Annotated in this window: 23 protein-coding genes; 9 read left to right on the top strand and 14 right to left on the bottom strand. The window is 61.9% G+C overall.

Annotated features, from left to right (window positions below; all coding sequences use genetic code 11):
- The first annotated feature begins 15 nt into the window (after positions 1-15).
- On the top strand, positions 16-435 hold the full coding sequence (locus J5278_RS22760) for a heme-binding protein (RefSeq protein WP_142832233.1): 420 nt from the start codon (positions 16-18) through the stop codon (positions 433-435).
- A gap of 442 nt (positions 436-877) precedes the next feature.
- On the opposite strand, the gene J5278_RS22755 is transcribed toward J5278_RS22760, so the two are convergent.
- The 4 genes from J5278_RS22755 to J5278_RS22740 form a co-directional block, all read right to left on the bottom strand.
- A complete protein-coding gene (locus J5278_RS22755; protein WP_257623412.1) occupies positions 878-1,417 on the bottom strand; it encodes an RES family NAD+ phosphorylase in 540 nt (179 codons plus the stop codon).
- Positions 1,418-1,578: 161 nt separating this feature from the next.
- Positions 1,579-2,922, bottom strand: coding sequence for a glycolate oxidase subunit GlcF (gene glcF / locus J5278_RS22750; RefSeq protein ID WP_219258397.1), 1,344 nt, complete (start codon positions 2,920-2,922; stop codon positions 1,579-1,581).
- 31 nt (positions 2,923-2,953) lie between these two features.
- A complete protein-coding gene (locus tag J5278_RS22745) occupies positions 2,954-4,150 on the bottom strand; it encodes an FAD-binding protein (protein WP_219258395.1) in 1,197 nt (398 codons plus the stop codon).
- Positions 4,147-5,586, bottom strand: coding sequence for an FAD-linked oxidase C-terminal domain-containing protein (locus J5278_RS22740; RefSeq protein WP_219258394.1), 1,440 nt, complete (start codon positions 5,584-5,586; stop codon positions 4,147-4,149). Before J5278_RS22740 ends, J5278_RS22745 begins: the two co-directional genes overlap by 4 nt.
- Before the next feature lie 180 nt (positions 5,587-5,766).
- Here J5278_RS22740 and J5278_RS22735 point away from each other — a divergent pair, with 180 nt between their 5' ends.
- On the top strand, positions 5,767-6,663 hold the full coding sequence (locus J5278_RS22735) for a LysR family transcriptional regulator (RefSeq protein ID WP_219258392.1): 897 nt from the start codon (positions 5,767-5,769) through the stop codon (positions 6,661-6,663).
- 110 nt (positions 6,664-6,773) lie between these two features.
- Complete coding sequence (locus J5278_RS22730; RefSeq protein ID WP_219258391.1) at positions 6,774-8,936, top strand: malate synthase G; 2,163 nt, start codon at positions 6,774-6,776, stop codon at positions 8,934-8,936.
- An 87-nt stretch (positions 8,937-9,023) separates the two neighbouring features.
- Here J5278_RS22730 and J5278_RS22725 read toward each other — a convergent pair whose 3' ends face one another.
- From J5278_RS22725 to J5278_RS22700, 6 genes are all read right to left on the bottom strand, one after another.
- Positions 9,024-10,055 (bottom strand): ABC transporter substrate-binding protein, encoded by a 1,032-nt coding sequence (locus J5278_RS22725; RefSeq protein WP_219258388.1) that lies wholly within the window; start codon positions 10,053-10,055, stop codon positions 9,024-9,026.
- Between the two features lie 49 nt (positions 10,056-10,104).
- On the bottom strand, positions 10,105-10,875 hold the full coding sequence (locus J5278_RS22720) for an ABC transporter permease (RefSeq protein ID WP_142832202.1): 771 nt from the start codon (positions 10,873-10,875) through the stop codon (positions 10,105-10,107).
- Positions 10,872-11,690, bottom strand: a complete 819-nt coding sequence (locus J5278_RS22715) for an ABC transporter ATP-binding protein (protein ID WP_142832201.1) — start codon at positions 11,688-11,690, stop codon at positions 10,872-10,874. The genes J5278_RS22720 and J5278_RS22715 overlap by 4 nt, the downstream gene beginning before the upstream one ends.
- 185 nt (positions 11,691-11,875) lie before the next feature.
- Positions 11,876-12,721 (bottom strand): ABC transporter permease, encoded by an 846-nt coding sequence (locus tag J5278_RS22710; RefSeq protein WP_142832200.1) that lies wholly within the window; start codon positions 12,719-12,721, stop codon positions 11,876-11,878.
- 1 nt (position 12,722) lies between these two features.
- Positions 12,723-13,670: an ABC transporter permease gene (locus J5278_RS22705; protein WP_142832199.1), complete on the bottom strand. Its 948-nt coding sequence runs from the start codon at positions 13,668-13,670 to the stop codon at positions 12,723-12,725.
- Positions 13,671-13,800: 130 nt separating this feature from the next.
- Positions 13,801-15,378, bottom strand: coding sequence for an ABC transporter substrate-binding protein (locus J5278_RS22700; RefSeq protein ID WP_143123378.1), 1,578 nt, complete (start codon positions 15,376-15,378; stop codon positions 13,801-13,803).
- Between the two features lie 288 nt (positions 15,379-15,666).
- Between J5278_RS22700 and J5278_RS22695 the strand changes: the two genes are divergently transcribed.
- Complete coding sequence (locus tag J5278_RS22695; RefSeq protein ID WP_142832197.1) at positions 15,667-16,299, top strand: TetR/AcrR family transcriptional regulator; 633 nt, start codon at positions 15,667-15,669, stop codon at positions 16,297-16,299.
- Between the two features lie 24 nt (positions 16,300-16,323).
- Here the strand turns inward: J5278_RS22695 and J5278_RS22690 are convergent, their stop codons facing one another.
- Both J5278_RS22690 and J5278_RS22685 read right to left on the bottom strand, forming a co-directional pair.
- The gene (locus J5278_RS22690) at positions 16,324-16,680 is read right to left on the bottom strand and encodes a universal stress protein (protein WP_244615552.1); all 357 of its coding nucleotides are present in this window, start codon (positions 16,678-16,680) and stop codon (positions 16,324-16,326) included.
- 204 nt (positions 16,681-16,884) lie between these two features.
- A complete protein-coding gene (locus J5278_RS22685) occupies positions 16,885-17,574 on the bottom strand; it encodes a FadR/GntR family transcriptional regulator (RefSeq protein ID WP_142832195.1) in 690 nt (229 codons plus the stop codon).
- A gap of 173 nt (positions 17,575-17,747) precedes the next feature.
- Here J5278_RS22685 and J5278_RS22680 point away from each other — a divergent pair, with 173 nt between their 5' ends.
- The 5 genes from J5278_RS22680 (at position 17,748) to hydA (ending at position 22,754) form a co-directional block, all read left to right on the top strand.
- On the top strand, positions 17,748-18,545 hold the full coding sequence (locus J5278_RS22680; protein WP_142832194.1) for an ABC transporter substrate-binding protein: 798 nt from the start codon (positions 17,748-17,750) through the stop codon (positions 18,543-18,545).
- Between the two features lie 68 nt (positions 18,546-18,613).
- On the top strand, positions 18,614-19,288 hold the full coding sequence (locus J5278_RS22675) for an amino acid ABC transporter permease (protein WP_143123379.1): 675 nt from the start codon (positions 18,614-18,616) through the stop codon (positions 19,286-19,288).
- Positions 19,285-20,022 carry an amino acid ABC transporter ATP-binding protein gene (locus J5278_RS22670; protein ID WP_142832192.1) on the top strand — a complete coding sequence of 246 codons (738 nt, stop codon included), beginning with the start codon at positions 19,285-19,287 and terminating at the stop codon, positions 20,020-20,022. The genes J5278_RS22675 and J5278_RS22670 overlap by 4 nt, the downstream gene beginning before the upstream one ends.
- 30 nt (positions 20,023-20,052) lie before the next feature.
- Complete coding sequence (locus J5278_RS22665) at positions 20,053-21,315, top strand: cysteine desulfurase-like protein (protein ID WP_219258386.1); 1,263 nt, start codon at positions 20,053-20,055, stop codon at positions 21,313-21,315.
- Between the two features lie 29 nt (positions 21,316-21,344).
- Complete coding sequence (hydA, locus tag J5278_RS22660) at positions 21,345-22,754, top strand: dihydropyrimidinase (RefSeq protein ID WP_219258384.1); 1,410 nt, start codon at positions 21,345-21,347, stop codon at positions 22,752-22,754.
- 11 nt (positions 22,755-22,765) lie between these two features.
- Here hydA and J5278_RS22655 read toward each other — a convergent pair whose 3' ends face one another.
- On the bottom strand, positions 22,766-24,115 hold the full coding sequence (locus tag J5278_RS22655) for a sigma-54 dependent transcriptional regulator (RefSeq protein ID WP_209186329.1): 1,350 nt from the start codon (positions 24,113-24,115) through the stop codon (positions 22,766-22,768).
- Entirely contained in the window at positions 24,112-25,971 is a 1,860-nt protein-coding gene (locus J5278_RS22650) for an ATP-binding protein (RefSeq protein WP_257623411.1), read from the bottom strand. Before J5278_RS22650 ends, J5278_RS22655 begins: the two co-directional genes overlap by 4 nt.
- Positions 25,972-26,185: the final 214 nt, after the last annotated feature.

The raw sequence follows: 26,185 nt of genomic DNA, 5'->3' as shown, positions 1-26,185 counted from the left end.
ATCGAGGTAAGAGACATGACATTCACACGCGAAACCCTGACCCTCAGCCATGCCGGCGCGTTGCAGGCCGTATCGGCCGCAGTCGACAAGGCCGTTGCGATGGGCGTGCCCCAGTGCATCCACATCGTCGATGCCAGCGGCGAGACGATCGCCAGCCTGCGCATGGACGGCGCCAAATATCTCAGCATGCACACCGCCCGCGCCAAGGCCCGCACCGCGGCGTCGATCAACGCGCCGACGGGCGGTATGGCTTTTGAATTCGGGGCCGCCGCCGGCATCGCCTCCCAGGGCGGCGTCACCCACCTGCCGGGCGGACTGCCGATCCGTTTCGCCGGCAAGCTTGCAGGCGCCATCGGCATCGGTTCCGGCAGCGGCGACCAGGATTTCGAAGTCGCCCGCGCCGCGCTTGCCGCCATCGGCGCAGATCCGGTCTGAGGATTTGCTGGCGTTAGCAGCTGAAAGACCTGCTAACGCAGACCGCCGTCACGCGGTGCACGACCGATGGCGAAAAGTTTGCGACATGTATGCTTCCAATTCGCGCCGGATGACGTTCGTAGCTGTCTCGGCATTATTTCTCGTAAGTTGGGGTATCGCCGCTGCTGACGAGGTCAAAGTAGTTCCACGACCGCCAAAGCAAGGTGCCGCGAGCACGTCCGCCGCTGCGTCCTGGGATCAGTCGGCGCACATCGGGATCAGGTGCGGTGTCTCCGGACGAAATGGCAAGGACGGGAAAGCAGGCAAAGGTACCGCTGCTGGCAAGGGCGGAAAAGGCGGCGCGGCACCTTGCGCAGACTGAGTTTATCTTTGCCGAAAGGCGAATGATCGCTCTCAGGCCCTAGCGGCGGGTCGAGGACATCGACGGGGCATCCGCTTGTGATCAAAGACCCCAAACGGCTCCATCGGCAGTGAGCTCAATAGGCACCGGCGGACCACAGACGTCAACAGTGGGGCCGCCGAGTTGATTCCAGCGGAACAGATTGAGGTGCCACCCGCCCGGGATAAGGCGCGATCTGTCGATAATTCCATCGGCGCCGGCGCGCCGGGCTATGTCTGCGTTGTGCCAGGAGGGTGGCTCCCGACCCTCCGACAACGCAATTTGCCAGGACTCATTTGACAATTCTCGATCGATACCAAGCTGACTGCAAGCATTCTCGTCATGTTGATCGAGCACAAGAGCTTCGCCGGCGCGAAGCGGGACAACGACGCGTGGCCGACCGTCCTGACGCATATATCCGGCTATCGCCATAACGGCCCATTCGAAGGTCGCGCTCGTATAAAGTGTTGGCTCTCCGTGCCGGTGATAACGACCTGCATGCGTCCCAATGGGAGGTTCCAGCACGTGGTCAACACGATCCAACAAAACAGAACGGAAGAAGCGTCCGGAAATCTTCCTAAAGGGACCTTGGATCTCGATCATGCAGTTACTCATTTTAGCCAACTGACGGCAAAACGATGGATTATCCCGAGATTAAGACGGTCGAGTGACGCGCGTAGAAGCGCCCAATATATGCCATGTGATCCAAAATGGCCCTGCTGTTGGTCCTCGCGTTTGACCTTTCACGCGATTGCGCCCTAAACCTATGGCGAAAGCGGCCATTGAACCTGATCTCCCAGTCCAGCCAACCCCTGCAGCTTTTGCGGGACATCGCCGCCATAGGCCCAGTCCAGCAGTTCTATCGTGTGCAGGATCGGGGTTGCGGTGCCGGTGGCGATCTGGGTGATGCAGCCGATGTTGCCGGTGGCGATGATATCGGCGCGGGTGGCTTCGAGATTGCGCACCTTGCGGGCCTTGAGCTGGCCGGAAATGACGGGCTGCATGATGTTGTAGGTACCGGCCGAGCCGCAGCAGAGATGACCTTCGGCGGGATCCTTCACGGTAAAGCCAGCAGCTTTCAGCAGCAGCTTCGGCGCGGTGGTGATCTTCTGGCCATGCTGCATCGAGCAGGCGGAATGATAGGCGACGGCGATGCCCTTTGGCTGCTGTCGCGGGAGATCCAGCCCTGACAGATATTCGGTGATGTCCTTGGCCAGCGCCGAGACCCGGGCGGCCTTTTCTGCGTAGGCCGGGTCGAGCCGCAGCATATGGCCGTAGTCCTTGATCGTCGTGCCGCAGCCGGAGGCGGTGATGATGATGGCATCGAGGCCACCCCGGTCGATTTCGCCGACCCAGACGTCGACATTGGCGCGCGCCTGCACCAGCGCCTGATGCTCGCGGCCCATATGGTGGACAAGCGAGCCGCAGCATACCTCGCCGGCTGGTACCACGACCTCGACGCCGAGCCGCGTCAGCAGCCGGATCGTCGCCGCGTTGATCGCCGGATCGAGCACCGGTTGCGCACATCCCGTCAGGATCGCCACGCGGCCGCGCTTTTCAGCCTTCGGGACATGGGTGCCGGGTTTTGCGAATGGCGAGGACGGCGGGATGGCGCGGGGTGCGAGGTCGAGCATCGTTGCAAAAGGCAGCAGCGCCGGCACGCGCCGAAGCAGCGAGGCAAACGGCCGCCCCAGCCTGGCGAGACCGAGCGCCAGCCGGAAGCGGCGGGGGTAAGGCAGGACCGATGCCAGCAGATTGCGGATCATGCGGTCCATCAGCGGCCGCTTGTAGGTTTCCTCGATATGGGCGCGGGCGTGGTCGATGAGGTGGGTATAGTCGACACCGGACGGACAGGTGGTGACGCAGGCAAGGCACGACAGGCAGCGGTCGATGTGGGTCACCACTTCGGCGTCGGCGGCCCTGCCGTTTTCCAGCATGTCCTTGATCAGGTAGATCCTGCCGCGCGGGCTATCGAGCTCGTTGCCGAGCGTCACATAGGTCGGACAGGTGGCGGTGCAGAAGCCGCAATGGACGCATTTTCGCAGGATCTGCTCCGAAAAAGCAACGCTCGGATCGGTCAGCTGTTCGGCGGTGAAATTGGTCTGCATCGGATCTTTCGCTGATGGGGAACGTCACCGCTCATCCCATCTTCCCTGGATTGAATATGCCTGCCGGATCGAATTTCTGTTTGATACGCGCCGAGAGAAGCGCCACCGCTGGCTGTTGCGGCTCGAAGGCGTCGTTTTGCGCGCGGGCGTCCGGCGTGGCGCGCAGCAATGTCGCGTGACCGCCGCCGGCATTGGCGATGTGACGGCGCAGCACGGCGCCATCCGGCTCGGCTTCCATCCGCAGCCATACAAGGCCGCCCTGCCAGTCGTAGAAGGCATCGACTCCGGCCTCCTGCCTAAGGGCGGCGACCAGCCGATGGCCGGCGCCGGGGGCGACGGAGACACGCCAGACCGGCCGCATCGTGCCGTCGGCAAAGGGCACGACATCGCGTATCGCGCGCCACACGGCTTTGCTTTCGGCATCCGGCAGCTGGCCGACGGGGCCGATGCCTGCCATGGCGCGACTGAGTTTCTCCATCCGCACGTCAACCGATGCGGCAAGACCTTCGATGCGCAGGACCATGGCGGAATGAGCGGACCAGGCGGCGGGCGCGAATGTCGAGGCGACCGTGACCGGCAGGTGCGCGGCACCCGATACCTCTACCGACAGCGCCATGGCGGCGGCCATCGCCTTGGTCGCAGCTTCATCCGTAAGATCGGAGATCACGAGCGTCTGCTCCGTCTTGGGGCTCGGCGGTACGCGGAAAGTGACCTCGGTGAGCAGGCCAAGCGTGCCGTGCGACCCGGCCATCAGTTTGGGAAGATCCAGCCCGGTGACATTCTTCATCACCCGCCCGCCCGCCTTGACGATCTCGCCGCGACCGTTGACGAAACGCACGCCGAGCAGGCTGTCGCGGGCAGCCCCTGCGAGGATGCGACGCGGGCCGGACGCATTGGCGGCGAAAATGCCGCCGATGGTCGGAACCCCGGAAGTTGCCATCAGGGGAGAATGGTTCATGGGCTCGAAGGCCATCATCTGGTGGCTGGCCGCCAGCGCCGCCTCGATTTCCTCGACTGGCGTGCCTGCACGCGCCGTCATTACCATCTCGCCGGGATTATAGGCGACGATGCCCGTCATTCCGCGCGACGTCAGCTCCGAATGGCTGGAAACTGCATTGCCGAAACCGGCGCGACTGTTGCCGCCAACGATCGACAGCGCGTGGCCTTTGGAGGCGTGATCGCGGATGATAGTGGCCGCTTCCTCTTCCGTGGTCGGGATCAGCGTCATCGGGCGGCGCGTCCATCGAGGGGGAAGACCTTGGAGGGGTTGAGAAGCCAGCCTTCGTCGAAGGCGCTGCGGGCTGCCATCATCTGGGCGAGGTCGACCTCGGCATATTGATGCCGCATAAGGTCGCGTTTCTCGATGCCGACCCCGTGCTCGCCGGTCAGACAGCCGCCTGCATCGACGCAGAGCCTCAGGATGTCCATGCCGGCCGCCTCGGCGTCGGCGGATTCCTTCGGGTCGTTGGCATTGAACAGGATCAGCGGATGCATGTTGCCATCTCCGGCATGGAAGACGTTGGCGACCCGCAGGCCGTAACGCGCAACGATCTCGCCGGTCTTCTGCAGCACGTAGGACAACTGGCTGAGTGGCACCGTGCCGTCCATGCAGATATAGTCGGCAATGCGTCCGGTGGCGCCGAAAGCCGATTTACGGCCCTTCCAGATCAGTGCCGCCTCTGTGGCCGACTGGCATTCGCGGACGGTCTTCACCTGGTGCCGGCCGGCGATCTCGACGATGCTCTTCAGCATCAGGTCCATCTCTGCCTCCGATCCCTCGACCTCGACGATCAGCAGCGCGCCCACATCGAGCGGATAGCCGGCATGGGCAAAGGCCTCGCAGATCTCGATCGCCTGTTTGTCCATGAATTCCATGGCAACGGGGATGATGCCTGACGCGATGACCTCGGAAACGCAGGCGCCTGCATGCTCCGACGTGTCGAAGCCGAAAAGCACCGGGCGGGCTCCCTCAGGCTTGGCGATCAGCCGCACCGTCGCCTCGGTGACGATGCCGAGCTGGCCTTCAGAGCCGCAGACGAGGCCGAGGAGATCGTAGCCGGACGCATCGAGCGCCTTGCCGCCGAGTGTGATGACGGTGCCATCGACGAGCACCATGGTGACGCCGAGCAGGTTGTTGGTCGTCACGCCGTATTTCAGACAGTGCGCGCCGCCGGAATTCATGGCGATATTGCCGCCGATGGTGCAGGCGAGTTGCGAGCTCGGGTCCGGGGCGTAGAAGAAGCCGTCGCCGGAGACGCGTTCGGAAATGCTGAGATTGGTGACGCCGGCTTGAACGGTGGCGGTGCGGTTGTCAAAATCGATATCGAGGATGGTGTTCATCTTCGACAGGCCGATGACGACGGCGTCTTCCTGCGGAATGGCCCCGCCGGAGAGCGAGGTGCCCGCGCCGCGCGGCACGACCGGGATACCGTTTCGGTGGCAGTAGCCGAGCACGACGGCCACATCGTCAGTCGTGCGCGGCAAAGCCACGGCCAGCGGCATGCGCCTGTAGGAAACGAAGGCGTCCGTCTCGAACGGCATGAGTTCGCGCGGCTCGTGGATGAGGCACTCCGGCGGCAGGAGACCGACGAGGTCGGCAACGATCTCCGCGCGTCGGGCCAGTACATACGGTCGCAGCGTCAGGAACTCGATCGCATCAGTCATGGCGCCCTCCTCAGCGACACCCAGAAGCTTCATGTCTAGCATATCCGGCATTCTTGCCAAGCGGTGAATAGTGCAAAGGACTTTTGCAAAGCCGGAACAAATGTCCTATCGAAGAAGCCCTGGCACGCCCGGAAATTCCGGCTCGTCGGGGCACGAACAGGATAGGACGGGGATCTCCGGATGATCAATCTCAATGACCTTCAGATCTTCATTGCAGTCGTCTCGAGCGGCAGCATGTCCGATGCCGGGCGCGCGCATGGGCTTTCGCCGGCAGTGGTTTCGAAACGCATCAAACGGCTGGAAGACCAGCTTGGAACGCGGCTGCTGCAGCGGACAACGCGGCAGCTGTCGCTGACGGAGATAGGCCAGGGCTTCTACGACCGGGGGCTCGCAATCCTGGCGGGGCTGGAGGATGCCGAGTCCTACATCGCCGGTCGTTCTGCGGAAACACAGGGCATCCTCAAGATTTCGGCGCCGACCTCCTTCGGCCGCATGCATGTCGCGCCGAACCTGAAGGTCTTCATGGCCCGACACCCCAATCTGGCGATCAACCTCGTCCTGACCGACGAGATGACGGATATCGTCGGTGGCGGTTTCGATGTTGCCATCCGCATCGCGGAGCTGATCGATTCCAGCCTCGTAGCACGCCGGCTGGCACCGGTGCGGCGAGTGCTGTGCGCCTCGCCGGCCTACATCGCCGAACACGGCGCGCCATCCAATATCGACGATCTCGACCGCCATACCTGCATTCCCGCCCATAACAACGATGCCTGGCGGCTCGAGGGGCCAAGCGGGCATGTGACGCTGAGGCCCGAGGGCATGCTCAATACCAACTCCAGCGAGGTGATCCGCGAGGCGGTGATCGCCGGCCTGGGCATTGCCCTGCGCTCGACATGGGATGTCGGTCCCGAGCTGAAGCAGGGCAGGCTCGTGCAGGTCCTGCCGCAGTTCGAGGGATCGCAGAATGTGGCGCTTTCAGCCGTCTACCCCAGCCGCCAGCATCTTCCGTCCAAGGTGCGCCTGTTCATCGACTTTCTCGCCGACCTCTATGGCCCCGTCCCCTACTGGGAGCTTTAGCCCAGGCCGTTATTTCTCAGATGGCATAAATGTTATTCACTATCGCCGAATTGACTAGGTGAGTTCGTCGCCGCTAACTACGCTCCATGCGAATTTCAGGAGCGAGCGACATGAAGCGTATTGACAAGAACGGACTGCAGATCGATGCAGCGCTGCACGATTTCCTGGTCGACGAGGCCTTGCCCGGCTCAAGCGTTGCGGCCGATGCGTTCTTTGCCGGCTTTTCGGCTATCGTCCATGACCTTGCCCCGAAGAACCGGGCACTGCTTGCCCGCCGCGACGAACTGCAGCTTCAGATCGATGACTGGTATCGCAAGAACGGCGCGCCCACTGATATGGAGGCCTACCAGGCTTTCCTGCGCGAGATCGGCTACTTGCTCCCGGAAGGTCCGGATTTCACCGTCTCCACCGCCCACGTCGACGCTGAGATCGCCACCATCGCCGGGCCGCAGCTGGTCGTGCCGGTCATGAACGCACGCTATGCGCTGAATGCTGCCAACGCCCGCTGGGGCTCGCTCTACGATGCTCTCTACGGCACCGATGCCATCCCGGAGAGCGACGGGGCTGACAAGGGTAAGGGCTACAATCCAACGCGCGGTGCCAAGGTGATCGCCTGGGTCCGCGACTTCCTCGATACGGCCGTGCCGCTCTCCGGTGCCAGCTGGAAGGATGTTACGGGGTTCGCCGTCGTCGACGGAAAGCTCGACGTTACTGCGGCTATTGGAAAGCCGGTTGAGCTGACCAGCGCTGCGCAGTTTGCCGGCTATCTCGGCGACAGCGCCGCGCCGACCCATCTGCTTTTGAAGAACAACGGCATCCATATCGAGATAGTCATCGATGCGACGACGGCGATCGGCAAGAGCGACGCCGGCCACATCTCCGATGTCCGGCTGGAATCGGCGATCACCACGATCATGGATTGCGAAGATTCTATCGCCGCAGTCGACGCCGAGGACAAGACGGCTGTCTACCGCAACTGGCTTGGGCTGATGAAGGGCGATCTCACGGAAGAGGTGGAAAAGGGCGGCAAGACCTTCACGCGGCACCTCAACCCGGATGTCTCCTACACGGCGCCGGATGGAACAGGCGTCCTCGTGCACGCCCGCTCGCTGATGCTGATCCGCAATGTCGGCCACCTCATGACCAATCCGGCTATTCTCGACCGCGACGGGCACGAGGTGCCGGAGGGCATCATGGATGCCGCCATCACAGCGCTGATCGCCCTTCACGACATCGGCCCCAACGGACGGCACCAGAATTCGCGCGAGGATTCCATGTACGTCGTCAAGCCGAAGATGCACGGGCCGGAAGAAGTGGCCTTCGCAGCCGAGATCTTCTCGCGCGTCGAGGACGTGCTCGGCATGCCCCGCAACACCATCAAAATGGGCATCATGGACGAGGAGCGCCGCACCACCATCAATCTGAAGGAGTGTATTCGCGCTGCCCGGGAGCGCGTGGTGTTCATCAACACAGGCTTCCTCGACCGCACCGGCGACGAGATCCACACCTCGATGGAAGTAGGCCCGATGATCCGCAAGGGCGACATGAAGCAGGCCGCCTGGATCGCCGCTTACGAGAACTGGAATGTCGATATCGGCCTTGCCTGCGGCCTGTCCGGCCATGCGCAGATCGGCAAGGGCATGTGGGCCATGCCGGAGCTGATGGCGGCGATGCTGGAGCAGAAGATCGCCCATCCCAAGGCCGGCGCCAACACAGCCTGGGTGCCATCGCCGACAGCCGCCACCCTGCATGCCACGCATTACCATCGCGTCAATGTCGCAACCGTCCAGCAAGGGCTAAAGGACCGCGCCCGAGCCAAGCTGTCCGATATTCTTTCCGTTCCGGTCGCCGTCAGGCCGAACTGGACGCCGGAGGAAATCCAGCACGAGCTCGACAACAATGCTCAAGGCATCCTCGGCTATGTCGTGCGCTGGGTCGACCAGGGCATCGGCTGCTCGAAGGTGCCCGACATCAACAATGTCGGCCTGATGGAAGATCGCGCGACGCTGCGCATCTCCGCCCAGCACATGGCCAACTGGCTGCACCACAAGGTGGTGAGCGAGAGCCAGATCATTGAGACCATGCGGCGGATGGCTGAAGTCGTCGATCGTCAGAATGCAGGCGATCCGCTCTACCGGCCGATGGCAAAGGACTACGATGCCTCCATCGCGTTCCAGGCGGCGCTTGAACTGGTGCTCGAAGGCCGCAATCAGCCCAACGGCTACACCGAGCCTGTCCTGCACCGCCGGCGGATCGCGCTGAAAGCTGCGTGATCCCATAGCTGTTGCCAGAGTGGGCGGTAGGTTTCTGCTCCACTCTGGCATTCACGTCAGGCTAACGTTCCATGATCTCCGGGCCGGTCAAGTCTTCGCCGCTTTGGCAAACGTCGGATCGAAGGTCTTGCTGAAGGGAACATCGGCATTGGCAAGTCCTGGATCGAGCGTCTTCAGCACGCCCATCATCGAGTCGTAGCCTTCCCTGGTGACCAGACCATCCAGCGAGTACATCTCTTTCGAGTTCTTGAACGCCTGCATGTACAGATCGCGGTTACCCAGCTGGTATTCCGTTGGCACCACGCTGGCCACATCCTCGGGGCTGGCCTGCCCAATCCACTTCAACGCCTTCATGAATGCGTTGACGGTGCGCTGCGTGGTCACCGGATTGGCGACAGTGAACTCCTTCTTGATATAGACCGTCGCAGCTGGATTAGGGCCGCCGAAGAGGGACCGGGTGCCGGCCTCTGTGCGCGTATCGAGGAGAATGGCGATGTCGTTGTCGTATTGCAGCTGCGCGATGACAGGATCGACATGCGATAGGGCATCGATCTGACCGCTCTTGAAGGCTGCGAGTGCGGCTGCACCTCCGCCGATCCCGATCAGCGAGGCATCGTCGGCCTTCAATCCGCTCTTCAGCATCGCGTACTGGAACATCAGCGCTGTCGAGGAGCCGGGCGCGGTGATGCCGACCTTGCGCCCCTTCATGTCGGCCATAGACTTGATCTCGCCGGCGAGATCCTTGCGCACGGCAATGACGATACCGGGGAAGCGGCCGAGATTGCATATCCCGACGATATCCTGTCCCTTGGTCTGCATGCGGATCGTGTGCTCGTAGGCACCAGCGACAATATCGAGCGAACCGCCGACCAGACCTTCGAGTGACTTCGAACCACCCGAAAAATCATTGATCGTGACGTTCAGGCCCTCCTCCTTGAAGAAGCCTTTGCGTTCCGCGATTGTCAGCGGCAGGTAGTACAACAGGGGCTTGCCGCCCACTCCGATAGACACGTCGGTCTTTTCAGGCTTGGCGTCCTGTGCCATCGCCGACGGGATGCCGTTGAGAGATGCGCCGAATATCGCACCCGTCGTTCCGATCAGAAAAGTCCTGCGTTTCATGTCTGCTCCTTGGTTTCGGTTTCGCTACAGCGGTAGGCGGAAATTGAACTTATTGGCCCCGCCAGGCCAAAAGCCGGCGTTCGACGACAGTCACCAGACCGTCGACGATCAAGACGAACGCCATCAGCACGAACATGCCGGCAAAGACGCCGGTCACGTCGAACACCCCCTCGGCCTGTTGGATCAGATATCCAAGACCGGCGGATGAACCGAGATATTCACCGACAACTGCGCCAACCACTGCGAAGCCCACCGAGGTGTGCAGGCTGGAGAACATCCATGATAGGGCGGAGGGCAGGTAGACGTGGCGAAGCAATTGCCGTTCGTTCATGCCGAGCATTCGGGCATTGGCGAGGATAGGCTGGCTCACCTCCTTGACACCCTGGTAGACGTTAAAAAACACGATGAAGAACACCAGGGTGAAGCCAAGCGCCACCTTGGACCAGATGCCGAGACCGAACCATAATGCGAAAATCGGCGCCAGCACGACGCGGGGCAAGGCGTTCGCAGCCTTGACATAGGGATCGAAGACCGCAGCGAGCATCGGTTGTCGGGCAAACCAGAAGCCCAGAAAAACACCGCCGAAAGAGCCGAGCAGAAAGGCAAGCGTGGCTTCCGATAGGGTGATCCAGAGATGGTACCAGATCGAGCCGCTCGCAAACCAGTCAACTATGCGCAACAACACTTTCCATGGATCTGCGAAGAAAAATGCCATGGTTTTTGGGTTTCCGAACAGCGTTGTGGTGGTTGCCACGTGCCAGGTCGCCAGGATGAGGGCGGCGACCAGCACACGCAGGGAGAAGAGAAGCACGCGGTTCATCGGCCAGCCCCGCTCGTCTGCCGGTAGGCAGTCATGACCTCGTCGCGCAGCGCCTCCCAAATCTCGCGATGAAGCTCATTGAACGTCGCGTCGTGGCGGATATCGGCAATCTCGCGCGGGCGGGCGAGCGGCACCCTGAAATCACCGATAATCCGCGACCGTGGGCCGGCCGACATGATCAACACCCTGTCGGCAAGAGCAATCGCCTCATCCAGATCGTGGGTGACAAACAGGACAGCCTTGCGATCCTCAGACCAGAGTCTCAGCAGCAGATCTCCCATGATCTGGCGTGTCTGGGCATCGAGCGGGCCGAAGGGCTCGTCCATCAGCAGGATCTTCGGGTTGCGGATCAGGACCTGCGCCAGGCCGGTGCGCTTGCGCTGGCCGCCGGAGAGTGTTGCCGGGAAGCGGTCGGCGAAAGCACCGAGCCCGACGCGCTCCAGCCATTCGAGCGACATTCGCCGGGCGTCGCTCGAGGACATACCTGCAACCTCCAGGCCGATCGCGACGTTTTCGAGAACCGTCTTCCATGGCATAAGGGCATCTTGCTGGAAGAGATAGCCTGCTTCGCGGTTCAGGCCCTTCAGTGGTTTTCCGAATATCTCCACCGATCCCGAGGCAGGCGCGAGAAGGCCGGCCACAGCGTTGAGAAGCGTGGACTTGCCGCATCCCGTCGGTCCGACGATGGCCAGGAATTCATGTTCATCGATATCGAGATTGGTCGGAGCGACGGCTTGGTATTGCTTCTTCCCGATGTGGCCAAACGAAATCGCCACGTTCTTCAGACTGACCGCCCTCGGGGTCCCTGACGTCATGCCATGCGTTCCTTTTTCGACTGCCGCTTAGCGTTCCAGGAACTTGGTGCGCGTATTTGCTTCATGAAATCAAAGCCCCATTCTGCCGTCAAGCTCGTCGGCGGACCATAGCCGAGACATTGTTGGCAAATTATGTCAGCTCTATCCCGTGGTAGCGAGGCAGAAGAAAGGCGCTTTCTCGTGCATCAGCGGCTTGCGTTGCGTGGATCGAGCAGGTCGCGCAGGCCGTCGCCGAGCATGTTGAAGCCGACTACAGATAGGGCGATGGCAAGGCCGGGCAGGATGGCAAGCCATGGGGCCAGCGCCAGATAGGTCTGCGCGTCGGCCAGCATCCGCCCCCACGTCGGAGCCGGCGGGGAAAGTCCCAGCCCCAGGAAACTGAGCCCTGCCTCGGTCAGGATCGCAAGGCCCAGCTGGATGGTTACCTGGACGATGATCTGGCTGGCGATATTCGGCAGCACGTGCCGGAGGGAGATGGACAGGCGGGTATTGCCGAGCGCGTGGGCGGCGAGAACGTAATCCCGGCTCCAGGCCTGCAGGGCGCTTGCCATGCTGACGCGGGCAAAGACCGGGATCATGAAGGTGGCGATCGCCAGGATCGCTGTCAAACGACCGGGTCCGAGAAAAGCCCCGAGCAGCATCGCCGACAGGATCGGCGGCAGGGCGAAGACCACGTCGCACACCCGCATCGTCACGAATTCGAAGGCGCCGCGCAGGGCCGCCGAGGTAATGCCGATGATAGAGCCGAGCGTGCCGCCGATGGCGACCGAGACGATGGCGATCGACAGGGAGTTCCAGCAGCCGACCATCAGCATCGACAGCACGTCGCGTCCGAACTGGTCCGTGCCGAGCAGGCCAAAGGCGAGTGGCGGCTGCAGCTTGTGGGCGATCTGCATTTTGGCTGGCAACGCCGGTGTCCAGGCAAGCGACAAGAGCGCCACCGCAATCAGCAGCACAACAAGGGTGGCGCCGGCAACGAGAGCTTTTCGCCGGCGGGAGGGGCCTGTGTCCGGCAAAAAGGCGGCCACCATCTCAACCTCCTTTTTGTAGGCGAGGATCGATCGCCAGATAGGAGAGGTCAACGAGGAAGTTCATGACGATCACGAGCGTTGCAAAGAACAGCACGACATCCTGCAGCACGATGACGTCGCGTTGCGATAGAGCCTGTAACGCCAGCCTTCCGAGGCCCGGCAGGTTGAAGACGTTTTCGACGAGAACGGCACCCGCCACCAGGAAGGTGAACTGCAACCCGAGCACCGTCAGGATGGGGATCATCGCATTCGGCACGGAATGTCGCCAGAGCACGGCGCTGTCGGAGAGGCCCTTTGCCTTTGCCGTGCGGGTGAAGTCCTCGTGCGTGGTATCGACCACAGCTGCTCTGGTGACGCGGGTTAGCACCCCCGCCTGCGGCAGCGCCAGGGCAACGGCCGGCATCAGCAGTGCCTTGACGGCAGGCCAGAAGCCGCCGCTCCAGCCGGGAAAGCCGCCCGACGGCATCAGCCCGAGCGTGGTGGAAAACAGCATGATCAGCAACAGCGCCACCCAGAAGGCAGGTACGGCGATGCTGACCTCGGCGATAACAGAGGCGATCCAATCGAACAGCCCACCCCGGCGCGATGCGGCGAGCGCGCCGAGCGGAATGGCGATGGCCATGGAGATGAGGACGGCACCAAGCGCCAGCGGCAGCGTGACGGCCAGCCGTTCGACGATGAGGCCGGCGACGGGGACAGCGTAGGTCGAGGACTGGCCAAGATCCCCCGTTGCAACGCCGGCCAGCCAATGGCCGTAGCGCAGCGGCAGAGGCTGGTCGAGGCCAAGCTGGTGGCGCAGCGAGGCAAGGGTTTGCGGCGAGGCAGAGGTGCCGAGCATGATCGAGGCCTGGTCGCCCGGCATGAGGTCGACCACGGTGAAGAGCAGCAGCGAGACAATCATCAGGGTCGCGAGGAGGCCGGCAAGGCGCCGCGCAATGAGTGCGATCAAGCGGTCACTCCCGGTCGGCGTGAGCGGGCGAGCAACGGTGTGCCATCTAGCCCCGATACGCTCGGCGAGGAGGATGGCAATACCATCGGCTGTTCAAGCGTCCTGATTCGGGTTTTGGCCACGCTTGCTCTCACTCTTCCCAGAAGACATTGGTGAGAACGTTCGACGGGACAGGCTCGTTTTCCCAGAGCCCCTTCAATTTCCGGCTCCAGACGCCGAGCTTCGGCATGACGAAGAGAAAGAGCGCCGGCACATCGTCTGCGAGAACGGTCTGCGCCTTGCCGTAGATCGCGGCCTGCTCGGCGGGATCCGTGGTTTCCTGCACCTTCTTCATCAAGGCGTCGAAGGCCGGGTTGCGATAGTTGAAGTAGTAGGGATCGCGCGAATAGATGTCGATGTCCATCGGCTCCGCATGGGCGACGATGGTCATCTGGTAGTTTTGGTCCTGCATGACATCCTGCACCCACTTGGCCGGAAATTCGGTGGTCTCGATGGTGACAGTCACGCCGATGTCCGCCAGCATCGCCTGGATGATCTCCGCACTGCGCGAAGCGTACGCCATCTGCGGCGACTTGATGGTGAAGGAAAGGCCTTGGGGATAGCCGGCATCGGCGAGAAGCGCCCTGGCCTTTTGCGGATCGTAGGGCCACCTGGCGGTCAGGTCGAGAAAGCCCGGATCGTTCGGCGTGTAGTGGCTACCGATGGGTGTGCCGAGGCCAGACCAGGCGCCGTCGACGAGCGTCTTGCGGTCGATCGCCATCATCAGCGCCTGCCGGACGCGCTTGTCGTCGAAGGGCTTCTGGCTGTTGTTCATGCCGGCCACGACCTTGAGTTCGGTGTTGCCGATCCTCGTCACAAGCGCCTCGTCGCCTGCGAAGGAAGCCATCAGCTCCGGTGCCGCAAATTCCGGAATGGCATCCACGCCGCCGGACTTCAACGCCGCGGCCTGGGCCTGCGGATCGGAGATGAACCGGAACGTCACCTTGTCCAGCCTGACAGACACGGTCTTGTTCCAGTAGTTGTCGTTCCTTTCTAGCTCGACCCTGTCGCCTTTCGCCCAGCTGACGAACCTGAACGGGCCGGTGCCGATCGGTCTGGTCTTGTCGTCGGCGGCCGAATTGGGTGACACCATGACGGCCGCCGGCCAGCCGAGCCAAGAGAGCAGGCTGCCCGTCGGTGCCGACAGATGCAGCACAAGGGTTTGCGGATCCGGCGTGTCGATGGAGGCGATGGTGGTGAAAAACCGCTTTTGCGGATTGACCGAGCTGCTGCCACGGGCGCGATCCAGGGTGAATTTGGCGGTTGTCGAATCAAATGGCTGGCCGTCGTGGAATTTGACGCCGGATTGCAGATGGAACGTATAGGTCAGGCCGTCCGGCGAGATTTCCCAGCCTTTGGCCAGCTGCGGCTGCACCTTGCCGGCCTCGTCTATCGCGACCAGTCCCTCGAAAATGTTCTGCCAGCTGACCTGGCCGATGGCGACGGGAGCGGCGATGGTCGGGTCGAGGCCCGAAGGCTCGATCGTCATGCCGAGATCGAGCGAGCTTTTGGCCGCCTCTGCAGGCGCAGGACCGAAAATCAGAAGGCTGGTGGAAACTGCTCCCCAGATTGCCAGACGTCGAGCCGGTCGGATCAACGATGCGCGCGCGACCGTCGCCAGATGCTCTCCTGCACATGCGTTGCGCCTTGCTCTCGTCCAGTTCCTCATGGAGATTCTTTCCTTGACGGCGATATCTGGAAAGCTACAGCGGAATTTGCGGGTCGATGCAAGTCCGCTGACACATGGCAGGTCGCGCCATACGATCATAGAGGCATCCGTCTCCATGCTGCACCGCGAAAGGATGTGACTTGCAACGCCCGCCGCGATGGTATATCGAACTGTACGGTTCGGTTCGATATTTAACTGTGTGACTTTTGTCAGTCATTGCATTTGCAGGCTTGTTCGGCTCCGTCGGCGTGACGGCGTTCACGCTATAAAGATTTAAGCGGCACAGATATGTCTGTCACTGAAAATGAAACGGTTCACCGGTTGCCTCGCGGCCGACCCCGCCTGGACCCCGATCTCCGCAAGACAAGTATCGTCGAGACCGCCCTCAGGGTTTTCATCGAGGTGGGTTTCGTCGACGCGACGATGGAAATGATCGCCGCACGCTGCGCAATCTCCAAGGCCACGCTCTATAGTGCGTTCTCCAGCAAGCGTGACCTTTTCACATCGGTGGTTGAGGTTGCCGTCCGCCTGGAAATTCCGGATGAAATCGAAGGTGGCTCGGTTGCCAAGACCCTCGAGACGATCCTTCTGCCACCGTCCGACGGTCATGAGTCGGAGCTGGACGACCGGGATGCCATCCTACGGATCGTATACACCCAAGGGCAGGACCATCCCGAGCTCTGGGAGATCTACCGGTGCACGACTAGCAAGGAGTCCGAGCGGCTGACGGCCTGGCTGCTGAAGCAGCAGGCGCAAGGACGGCTGATCATCGACGATGCAACGATGATCGCCCAGATGCTCATGAACGTCGCCCTCGGCTATCCGCCAAACCGATCCGAGGCTGTGGTCGGACCCCTGACGCGGGTGCCCTACCTCAGGGAGTTCGTAACAATATTCTGCCGCGGGATTTCCGTCTCCTGACGGCAGGCAACCCAGGTCGCCGTTTCAGTGGCGATCAACAAGTACCGAGCAACTGGCCGCGCGCGTGACGCGGTCGACGATCGACCCGAACAGGGCATCCGTGATGTCCTGCACATGGGTGCCGACGATGACGAGGTCGGCATTGCGCTCACGGGCTGCATCGAGGATCGTCGGGGCAACGCGGCCGGCCTTGATCATGTAGGTGGCTTCGATGTTGAGGCGCGAGCAGAGGGATTTTAACTTTGCCTCGACGTCGCTCATCCAGTCCATATCGGCGCTCGATGGCGCGGATTGGGGTGTGTAATGCGGAACTGATTCCACGACGTGCAGCGCAATGATCTCGCCATCACTGTCGAGCAGCGCGGATGCGCGACGCAACATGTGTTCCGCCTTTTCACGCGGGCCTAGTCCTATGGCGCAAATTATCCTGGAATACATGCTGTCTTTACCACCGAGAGAGAGTTGATCCGTCCAAGATCACTTGGACCTTCCACCCTCGGCTTGGCTTTGACAAAGATCAACCGGAATAGCTGTTTTGGTCGCTCTATTGTATAGCCGGCGCAATAAACCTGGTCATGTGGCGTGTCATGGAAACAGACCTGCGCAGCGCGCGGTGTTGCGCACATGGGTTTCCATGGCCAGCCTGGCGCGTTCGACATCGTTGGATTTCAGCGCCGCGATGATGGCGCGATGCTCGGCCACCGATGCCAGCATGCGCGAGGGTTCGGTGATCGGGATTGGCTGTCGCTGCGTTTCGGTCAGCTGCTCGCGGACCGTCTGGTAGAGTGCCCGCAGCATTGCATTGCTGCAGCCCGAGGCGATGATGCCATGGAATTCGAGATCGGCTTCGACATTCGTCAGCAGATCCTCGCTGGCCCAGCACTCCTCCATGGTCCTCGTCGCGTCCTCCATTGCCTGCAGCTGGCCTCCCGTCAACCGTCCGGCCGCAAGGGCCGCAATGTTGCCTTCGAGCATGATGCGCGTCTGGAAGACATCGAACACCGAATAGCTGTCGGCGTAGCGCCACGGTGCCATGGCGTTGGTCGCCGACGGGCGGTTGCCGGCCACGAAGGTGCCCCTGCCCGCCTCTGTCTTGAGCAGGCCCAGCGTTTCGAGCGTCAGCAGCGCCTCGCGCAGCGATGCCCGGCTGATGCCAAGTCGAACGGAAAACTCCCGCTGCGAGGGGATCTTTTGTCCTGCCTTCAACTCCCCGGCCTTGATCATATCCTGGATAAGCCGGGCGGCCGATTGGGGAACGAGTGTTCTGGTGAGCATTCAACGTCTTCTTTGTGCCGGCGCGGCCGATGATGTCGTGCCACTAATGTCGTGAACTCTATTTTACTTTATTGCCGTCTTGCAAATGCCAGGCCGCCATGCTTGATTGGTCGAACTGGTCTGACCAGTTCGACCACATAAAACTGATGGGTAAAATAAATCAAGGGGAACCCATGCGCACTCCGTCATTTCTAAAAACAACCATTCTCACAGCAATCCTGGCCTTTGCCGGATCTTCGATCTCTTTCGCAGCCGATCTCTCGGTCGGTGCCAACATCGGCAATGTCCCCTGGGAGTTCCAGGACGATACCGGCAAGACTGTCGGCTTTGAAGTCGATCTTGTCACCGAGATTGCCAAGCGTCTCGGCAAGTCTGTCGAGTTCGTCAACATCCCGTTCAACGGGCTATTCTCAGCGGTGCAATCCGGCCGCATTAACATGGCCGTTTCGTCGATCACCATCACGCCCAAGCGCCTCGAATCCGTCACCTTCGCCCAGCCCTACTACGATAGCGACCAGTCGCTGACGGTGACGGCAGCCAGCGGCATTGCCGATCTTGCCGGGATGAAGGGCAAGGTCGTGGGTGTCGATACCGGTTCCACCGGCGACATGTGGGCGACCGAGAACACCGGCAAATACGGGCTCGGCGAAATCCGCCGCTTCGAAGGCTTGCAGCCTGCGATGCTCGATCTCGTTGCCGGCCGCATCGACGGCTACATCAGCGACATCCCGGCTCTGCAGTATTACGTCAAGGACAAGCCGAACCTGAAAGTCGTCGAGCGTATTCCGACGGGCGAGAAGTATTCGATCATGTTCAACAAGGGCGATGCTCTTGCCAAGCAGGTCAACGACGTCATCACCACGCTGAAGGGCGAAGGCTATATCGCCAAGCTGCACCAGACATGGTTCGGCGCAAAGGCCGAAGACACCACCTCGACGGTCAAGGTCATGGATATGCCGGCCGCCAAGTAACCGGCTAGCCCGACGGGGATGGCGGCTGATGTCGCCATCCTTTTCCCGACGATCTGACCGGCGGTTTCATGGATATATTCACGACATTCTTCAACGTTCCTGTCCTCATCAGGGCGTTTCCACTTTTGATATCGGGGCTCTGGGTGACGCTGGAGATCGGTATCACCAGCATTTTCGCCGGCCTTGTCGGCGGCATGTTCCTGGCGCTGCTTCGCCTCTACGCGCCGGCACCGGTGCGGGCGATCGCCAAGATCTATACGGATTTCTTTCGGTCCATCCCGCTGCTCGTTTTGTTGATCATCGTCTACTATGCCCTGCCCTTCGTCGGCATCCGCTTTTCGCCGTTCTTCTCGGCGGTGGCAGCCCTGACACTCGTGTCGATTGCCTATACTGCGGAGATTTTCCGGGCCGGCATCGAGGCTATCCCTCGTGGCCAGTTCGAGGCTTCGGAGGCGCTGGGTCTTTCCTACCGGCCGATGATGATCGACGTCATCCTGCCGCAGGCGATCAAGATCGTCATCCCGCCGCTGACCAACAACTGCATCAACGTCATCAAGGACACGGCGCTCGCCTCCGTCGTCGCCATGCCGGATCTGCTGAAGCAGGCGACACAGGCGCAGGCGCTGATGGCCAACCCCTCTCCGTTGATCGGCGCTGCCATTATCTATGTCGCCTTCCTCTGGCCGCTGGTGACCATCGTTGCCCGGCTTGAGAAACGCTTCAATGTCGGGAGGCGCTCATGAGACCGATCATCAGCATCCAGGGCCTCAAGAAGTCATACGGCGATTTCGAGGTGCTACACGGCATCGATCTCGAGATCGGCGAAGGCGAGGTGGTCTGCGTCATTGGGCCATCCGGCTCCGGCAAGTCGACGCTGATCCGCTGCATCAACCATCTCGAGGGATTTTCGCCGGAGAGCACAATCCATGTTGACGGCATCAAGGTCGAGCGCGGCAAGGCGCTGGCGCAGGTCCGCGCCGAAGTCGGCATGGTGTTTCAGTCGTTCAACCTGTTTCCGCACCTGACCGTGCTGAAAAACGTCATGCTGGCGCCAATGCGGGTGCGCGGCACGACAACTGCGGATGCCGCCCGCAAGGCGCGCGAGTTGCTGACCCGTGTCGGCATTTCCGAGCAGTCTGACAAATATCCGGAGCAGCTTTCCGGCGGCCAGCAGCAGCGCGTCGCCATTGCCCGGGCGCTGGCCATGGAGCCGCGGGTGCTGTTGTTCGACGAACCGACCTCATCGCTCGATCCGGAAATGGTCGGCGAGGTGCTTGACGTCATGCGCAAGCTCGCCGGCACCGGCGTGACGATGATCGTCGTCACCCACGAGATGGGCTTTGCCCGCCAGGTAGCCGACAGGGTGATCTTCATGGATGGCGGGCGCATCATCGAGGCCGGCACGCCGGCGGAGATATTCGACGCGCCGCAACAGGAGCGCACCAAAAGCTTCCTGCGCGCCGTTCTCAATCACTGAAAAACAAAATATTCCGGGAGAGATCACCTCATGCAACGCCCCCTCGACATCGATTTTGCCAGAAGCCAGTTTCCAGGGCTCGGCAACGGATGGACATTTTTCGACAACGCCGGTGGTTCGCAAATCCTGAAGCCGGCGGTCGATCGCATGACCAGCTTCCTCTATGACAAGAACGTCCAGATCGGCGGCAGCTATGACGTCTCGCTGCAGGCGGCAAAGGCGCTTGCGGACGGGCGTATGGCGGCAATGCTGCTGGTCAATGCGTCGCGTCCCGAGGAAATCGTCTTCGGCGGCTCGACGACTGTCCTGCTGCAGAACCTGGCGAAGGGCATGCGCAGCCAGCTGAAGCCGGGCGATGAGATCATCGTCACGATCTCCGACCACGAATCGAACATCGGCCCTTGGGAAGGTCTGACGGATGCCGGTATCGTCCTCAAGTTCTGGCCGCTCGATACCGAGACCTACGTGCTCGACATGGCCGATCTCGCGCCGTTGATGACGGAGCGGACGAAGCTCGTCTGCGTCACCCATGTCTCGAATATTCTCGGATCGATCAATCCAATCGCCGAGATCGCCGCTTTCGTCCATGCACGCGGCGCCCGCATCTGCGTCGACGCCGTCGCCTACGCGCCACACCGCGCCATCGACGTGCAGGCATGGGATGTCGATTATTACGTCTTCAGCCTCTACAAGACCTACGGCCCCCACTACGCGATGATGTACGGCAAATACGATCATCTGCTCGAGCTGGATCCGCTCTATCATTTCTTCTACGGGCGGGACAAAGTACCCGGCAAGCTCGAGCCCGGCAATGCCAACTACGAGCTCGCTTATTCGCTGACCGGCATCGTCGATTATCTTGCCGAACTCGGTGAACGCGCTGGCGCAAGCGGCAGTCTCCGTGAAAAGATCGTCGCGGCCTTCGACGTCATCGCGAAGCAGGAAAACGCGTTGGCGGACCGGCTGCTCGCCTATCTCGGCAGCCGCAACGACTGCCGTATTTTCGGCGAACGCGATAATGCGCGCGGAAGCCGCATACCGACCATCAGCTTTGCATTCGAGGGGCGCAATTCCGAAAGCATCTGCAAGGCCATGGATGCCCACAAGATCGCCATCCGCTTCGGAGATTTCCACGCGCGACGGCTTGGCGACCACATCGGCTTGCCGCAATATCATGGGGCGGTGCGCGTCTCCATGGTCCACTACAACACGCTGGAGGAAGTCGACCGGTTGATTGCGTCGCTTGACGCGATCCTTGGCAGTGACGTCGGCATGCTCAGCGCGACAGCCTGAAGAAGAGCCTGAAAAAGAGAGAGTGCAGCATGCGGTTCGATACGATCATCAGGAACGGAACTGTCGTAACCGATAGCGAAACGTTCAAATGCGACGTCGGCATTATCGATGGCCGGATCGCGGCGATTGAGACTGGTCTCGCTGATGCCGCCGAGATTATCGACGCGACAGGGCTCTATGTCATGCCGGGAGGCATTGACAGCCACGTACATCTTGCCCAGCCTTCCGGCGACGGTATCGTCATGGCCGACGATTTTGCCAGCGGCACGTTGTCAGCGGCCTTTGGCGGCAACACGACGGTGCTGCCTTTCTGTATGCAGGAGAAGGGCACCAGCCTGCGCGAAGGCCTGAAAGTCTATCACGCCAAGGCCGATGGGGAGTGCTACGTCGATGTCGCCTTTCATCTCGTCGTCACCGACCCGACCGCGGCCGTGCTCGGCCAGGAGCTTCCGGCGCTGGTCAATGACGGCTACACCTCGATCAAGGTGTTTATGACGTATGAAAGCCTGCGGCTTCGCGATGACCAGATCCTCGATACGCTCGACGCCGCAAGACGGTCCGGTGCTGTCGTCATGGTCCATTGCGAGAACGAAGACGCCATCCAGTTTCTGATCGGCAAGCACGAGGCGCAAGGCGAGCTCGCGCCGAAATACCACGCCTCCAGCCGGCCGATTGCCGCCGAGCGGGAAGCCACCCATCGCGCCCTGTCGCTTGCCGAAATCGTCGAGACGGCGATCGTTATCGTGCATGTCTCCAATCGTCAGGCGATGGAAGAGATCCAGCGGGCGCGCTCACGCGGCGTCAATGTCGCCGGCGAAACCTGCCCGCAATATCTCATGCTGACCGCTGACGATCTCGATGCGGCCGAGCTGGAAGGCGCCAAGTTCGTCTGCTCGCCGCCGCCGCGCGATGCGGAAAGCCAGATCGCCTGCTGGGAAGGCTTGCAGAACGGTACGTTCGAATTGTTCTCGTCTGACCATTGCCCGTTCCGCTACGACGACGACCAGGGCAAGCTCAATGAGAAGGGAAAGCGCAATTTCCGCTGGATACCGAACGGCATTCCGGGTGTCGAGACGCGGTTGCCGATCCTGTTCTCCGAGGGTGTCGGCAAGGGGCGGATCGATCTCAACCGCTTTGTCGCGCTGTCGTCCACAAATCATGCGAAACAATACGGCCTCTATCCGCAGAAGGGCACCATCGCCATTGGCTCGGATGCCGATATCGCTCTCTGGGATCCCCTGCGGTCCGTAACCATCACCAACGATATCCTGCATCACGGCGCCGACTACACGCCCTATGAGGGCCTCGAGGTCACCGGCTGGCCGGTGCGTGTCATCCTCCGGGGCAAGACCATCGTCAACGGCGATAGTCTGAAAGGCACCAAGCAGATGGGCCGCTACCTCCAGCGTCCGGGTGGTGTCAGCGCCGAGCGTGCCTGAGGCGCCAGCCCCTACTTCACATAGTCTCCGCGCGTAATACCGTGCCTTTGCAGCTTGTCGTAGAACGTCTTGCGGGGGATACCGAGTGCTTCGATCGTCAGCCTGATGTCGCCGTCATGATCCCGGAGAGTGCTTCGGATCAGATCGGCTTCGTATTGCTCCATCCGCGCAGGCAGCGATAGGATCGGGCTGGACCCGTCATGGGTTCCAGGCGCCGCAGGGCCGGTGTCGGCGAGGCCGAGGACGAAGCGCTCAGCGAAATGCGCCAGTTCTCGGACGTTGCCCGGCCATTTGTGCGCCTGGAGATAGCGGTGTACGTCCGGCGGCACGGCCGGTGGCGGCTTGTTGAACCGGACGGCGGCGCGATCGACGAAATGGCCGAAAAGAAGCGGGATGTCGGCGCGCCGGTCGCGCAGCGGCGGAATGGAGATGGTCACCACGTTGAGCCGATAGAACAAATCCTCGCGAAAGCCTTGCCGCTGACCAGGATCGCTCAGGTCGACCTTGGCGGCCGCGACGACACGAAGATCGACCGGCCGGATGTCATTGGTGCCGAGCGGTGTGACTTCGCGCATCTCCAGCACCCGCAGCATCTTGACCTGCGCCGACTGCGGCATGCTCTCGATCTCGTCCAGAAACAGCGTGCCCTCGCCGGAGTGTTCGATGCGGCCGATGCGCTTCTTCTGGGCGCCGGTGAAAGCGCCGGCTTCGTGGCCGAACAGCTCGCTCTCGATCACGCTTTCCGGCAGCGCGCCGCAATTGAGCGCGACGAAATTTCCCTTCGAGCGGCGGCTCCAGCGATGCAGCAGGCTTGCCACGACCTCCTTGCCGCTACCCGTCTCGCCTGTCACGAGCACGTCGACATCGGTATCGGCAATCTGGCGCAGGGTGCGCCGCAGCCGCTCCATCGCCGGTGTCTGGCCGATCAGCGGCAGGCCGTCCTGCGCCTGGTCCGTTGCTTCGCGCAGCCTCCTGTTGTCGAGAACGAGCCGCCGTTTCTCGATGGCCCGCCGCACGCTCTGCACCAGCCTGTCCGCCGCGAAGGGTTTCGGAATGAAGTCGTAGACGCCGTCCTTGATGGCCTGCACCGCCATCGGGATATCGCCGTGGCCGGTCATCAGGATCACCGGCAGGTCGTCGTCCTGTTGCTGGACGCGGGCAAAAAGCTCCAGCCCGTCCATCTGCGGCATCCGGATATCCGAAACGACGACGCTGACGGCAGCGATGTCGAGGGCCTCGACCGCATCGCGTGGGCGCGAAAATGCGCTGACGGAAAAGCCGGCAAGTTCAAGTGTCTGGGCCGTTGCCCGCAGCAGGTCGGTATCGTCGTCGACGAGCAGGATGAGCGGCGCTTCTTTCATGAGGGTGCCTTTGGCAGATGGAGGACGAAGCGCGTGCCGGTCTCGCCGCTGTCGACATCGATGCGACCGCCGAAATCGGCCGCGATGTCCTTGGAGATGACGAGGCCAAGACCAAGGCCGCCGGGCTTCGAGGTGTTGAACGGGGTAAACAGCGAATCGAGAATTTCCGGCGCGATGCCCGGCCCGTTGTCGGCGATGCTGATGGCGATTTCGTGCGCTGTCTCGCAGACCGATACCGCAACCCGCGCGTCGTTGCGCCCCTCGAGCGCTTCCAGCGCATTTTGGAAGAGATTGATCAGCACCTGCTCGAGGCGGACGCGGGTGCCCATGACCATCATACCCCGTGGCGGCAGGTCGATCGCCAGGGCCTCGATTTGCCCGGCAAAACGGCTGCGGAGCAGCACCACGGCACCTTCGATGATGCCGCGGACATCGACCGGCACGGGCGAGGTCCGGCCCTTGCGGGCAAAGGCCTTCAGCTCCTCGGTAATCGTGCCGATCCGCTCGGTCAGCGCGGCGATCAGGCTGAGGTTTTCCCTGGCCGGCCCGGGCTGATGGCGTTCCAGAAAGATCTGGGCGTTGTCGGCATAGGCACGGATGGTGGCAACCGGCTGGTTGATTTCATGGGCGACGCCGGCCGCGACCTGGCCGAGGATCGCCAGCCGGTTCGCCTGGACGAGTTCCTGCTGGACCACCTGTAGCTTTGCCTCGGTGGTCCGGTGGCCGGAGATCTCCGCCTCGAGGCGATCCCGAGCGCGGCTGAGATCGTCGGTGCGCTCGAGCACCCGGCGTTCCAGTTCCTCCCGCGCCACCCGTCCGACGGCAAGCTCCATCGCCGAGACATGCCGGCGACGCAACAGGAAGGCGGCAAGCGCCAGCACCGGCAGGACTATCGCAAGCGCGATGAAGCGATCCTCGCGGATATTGGTCGCAATCGCAGCGTCCGTCGGCACGAGATAGTTCAGCGTCCACGGCGTCGAGGGCACCGGCGCTTTCAGGCGCAGATATTCTCCAGCGTTGGTGCCAGGCAGCACGGCGCGGACGATCGAGGCATCCGCATCGAGCGCCACCGGCGCGGTGATCGGCAGGGGAGTGAGCGTCGCGTCGCCAAACTGCAGGCTTCGGCGGATGGCCGACAGGCGGTCGCTTGCCAGCGGTGCATCCGTCATGAAACGCCAGGACGGGATGCTGGTCACAAGGACGATGCCCCGGTCGTCGGTGACATAGGCAGGGCGCGCCGTCTCGCGCCAGTCGGCTTCCAGCTGATCGAACTCCATCTTGACGACGACCACGCCGATGGGTGACCGAGGGTCTCCGACGCGGCGGGAGATATAGAGGCCGGGCCGATTGCTGGTGTTGCCGAGGGCAAAATGTTCGGCCGTTCCGTCGACAATGGCGCGGCGAAAATAGTCGCGGAAGGAGTAATCCTTGCCGACGAATGTCAGCTGGTCCTGCCAGTTGCTGGAGGCAATCGCGATGCCGTTTCGGTCGATGACATAGAGCACGGAGGCCTTGGTGCCGGAGACCAGGCTTTCAAGTTTGCGATCCAGTAGCCGCACGGGCTGGTCGTCTGCGGTAGCAAGGGCGTCGCGAACCTGCAGGTCGTCGGCCAGCAGCAACGGCAGGGCGCGTGGCCGCTCGAGGACTGCCCGCAGCAAGGCGATTTTCAGATTGGCATCGGTCCGCCCCTGGTCTGCCAGCGCATGTACTGCAACCGAGCGTCCATAGACGCCGGCCGTATAAAGGACAACGGTCAGGACCAGCGCGCTGGTAGCAGCAAAGGCAAGCCATACGCGGCGGTGTCGCTTGGCAAGGTCCAGAGGCGTCTGGTTGTGAGGTTGGGGGCGATGAAGCATGCTGCATCTGTGCATAATCCCGGCCAGACCTCAACGGTTTTGTGCGGATTTCCGCACTGCAAGCGCCCAATTGGCCGAACGGCTTTCACCAAAGTCTATTTTAAGCAAACACTTATGACGCTTGGGGAGTTTGGCATGGATGTTGCTAGTCATGTAGCTTGCAGTCGGAGGGCTGCTTGTCATTTGCAGCCCGGAGGGCCGAGAGATCGGTTTG

Source organism: Rhizobium sp. B21/90 (assembly GCF_019355815.1).
Lineage (GTDB): Bacteria > Pseudomonadota > Alphaproteobacteria > Rhizobiales > Rhizobiaceae > Rhizobium > Rhizobium rhododendri.
Note: the sequence above shows the minus strand (reverse complement) of the source record. Positions and strands in the feature narration are given on the sequence as shown.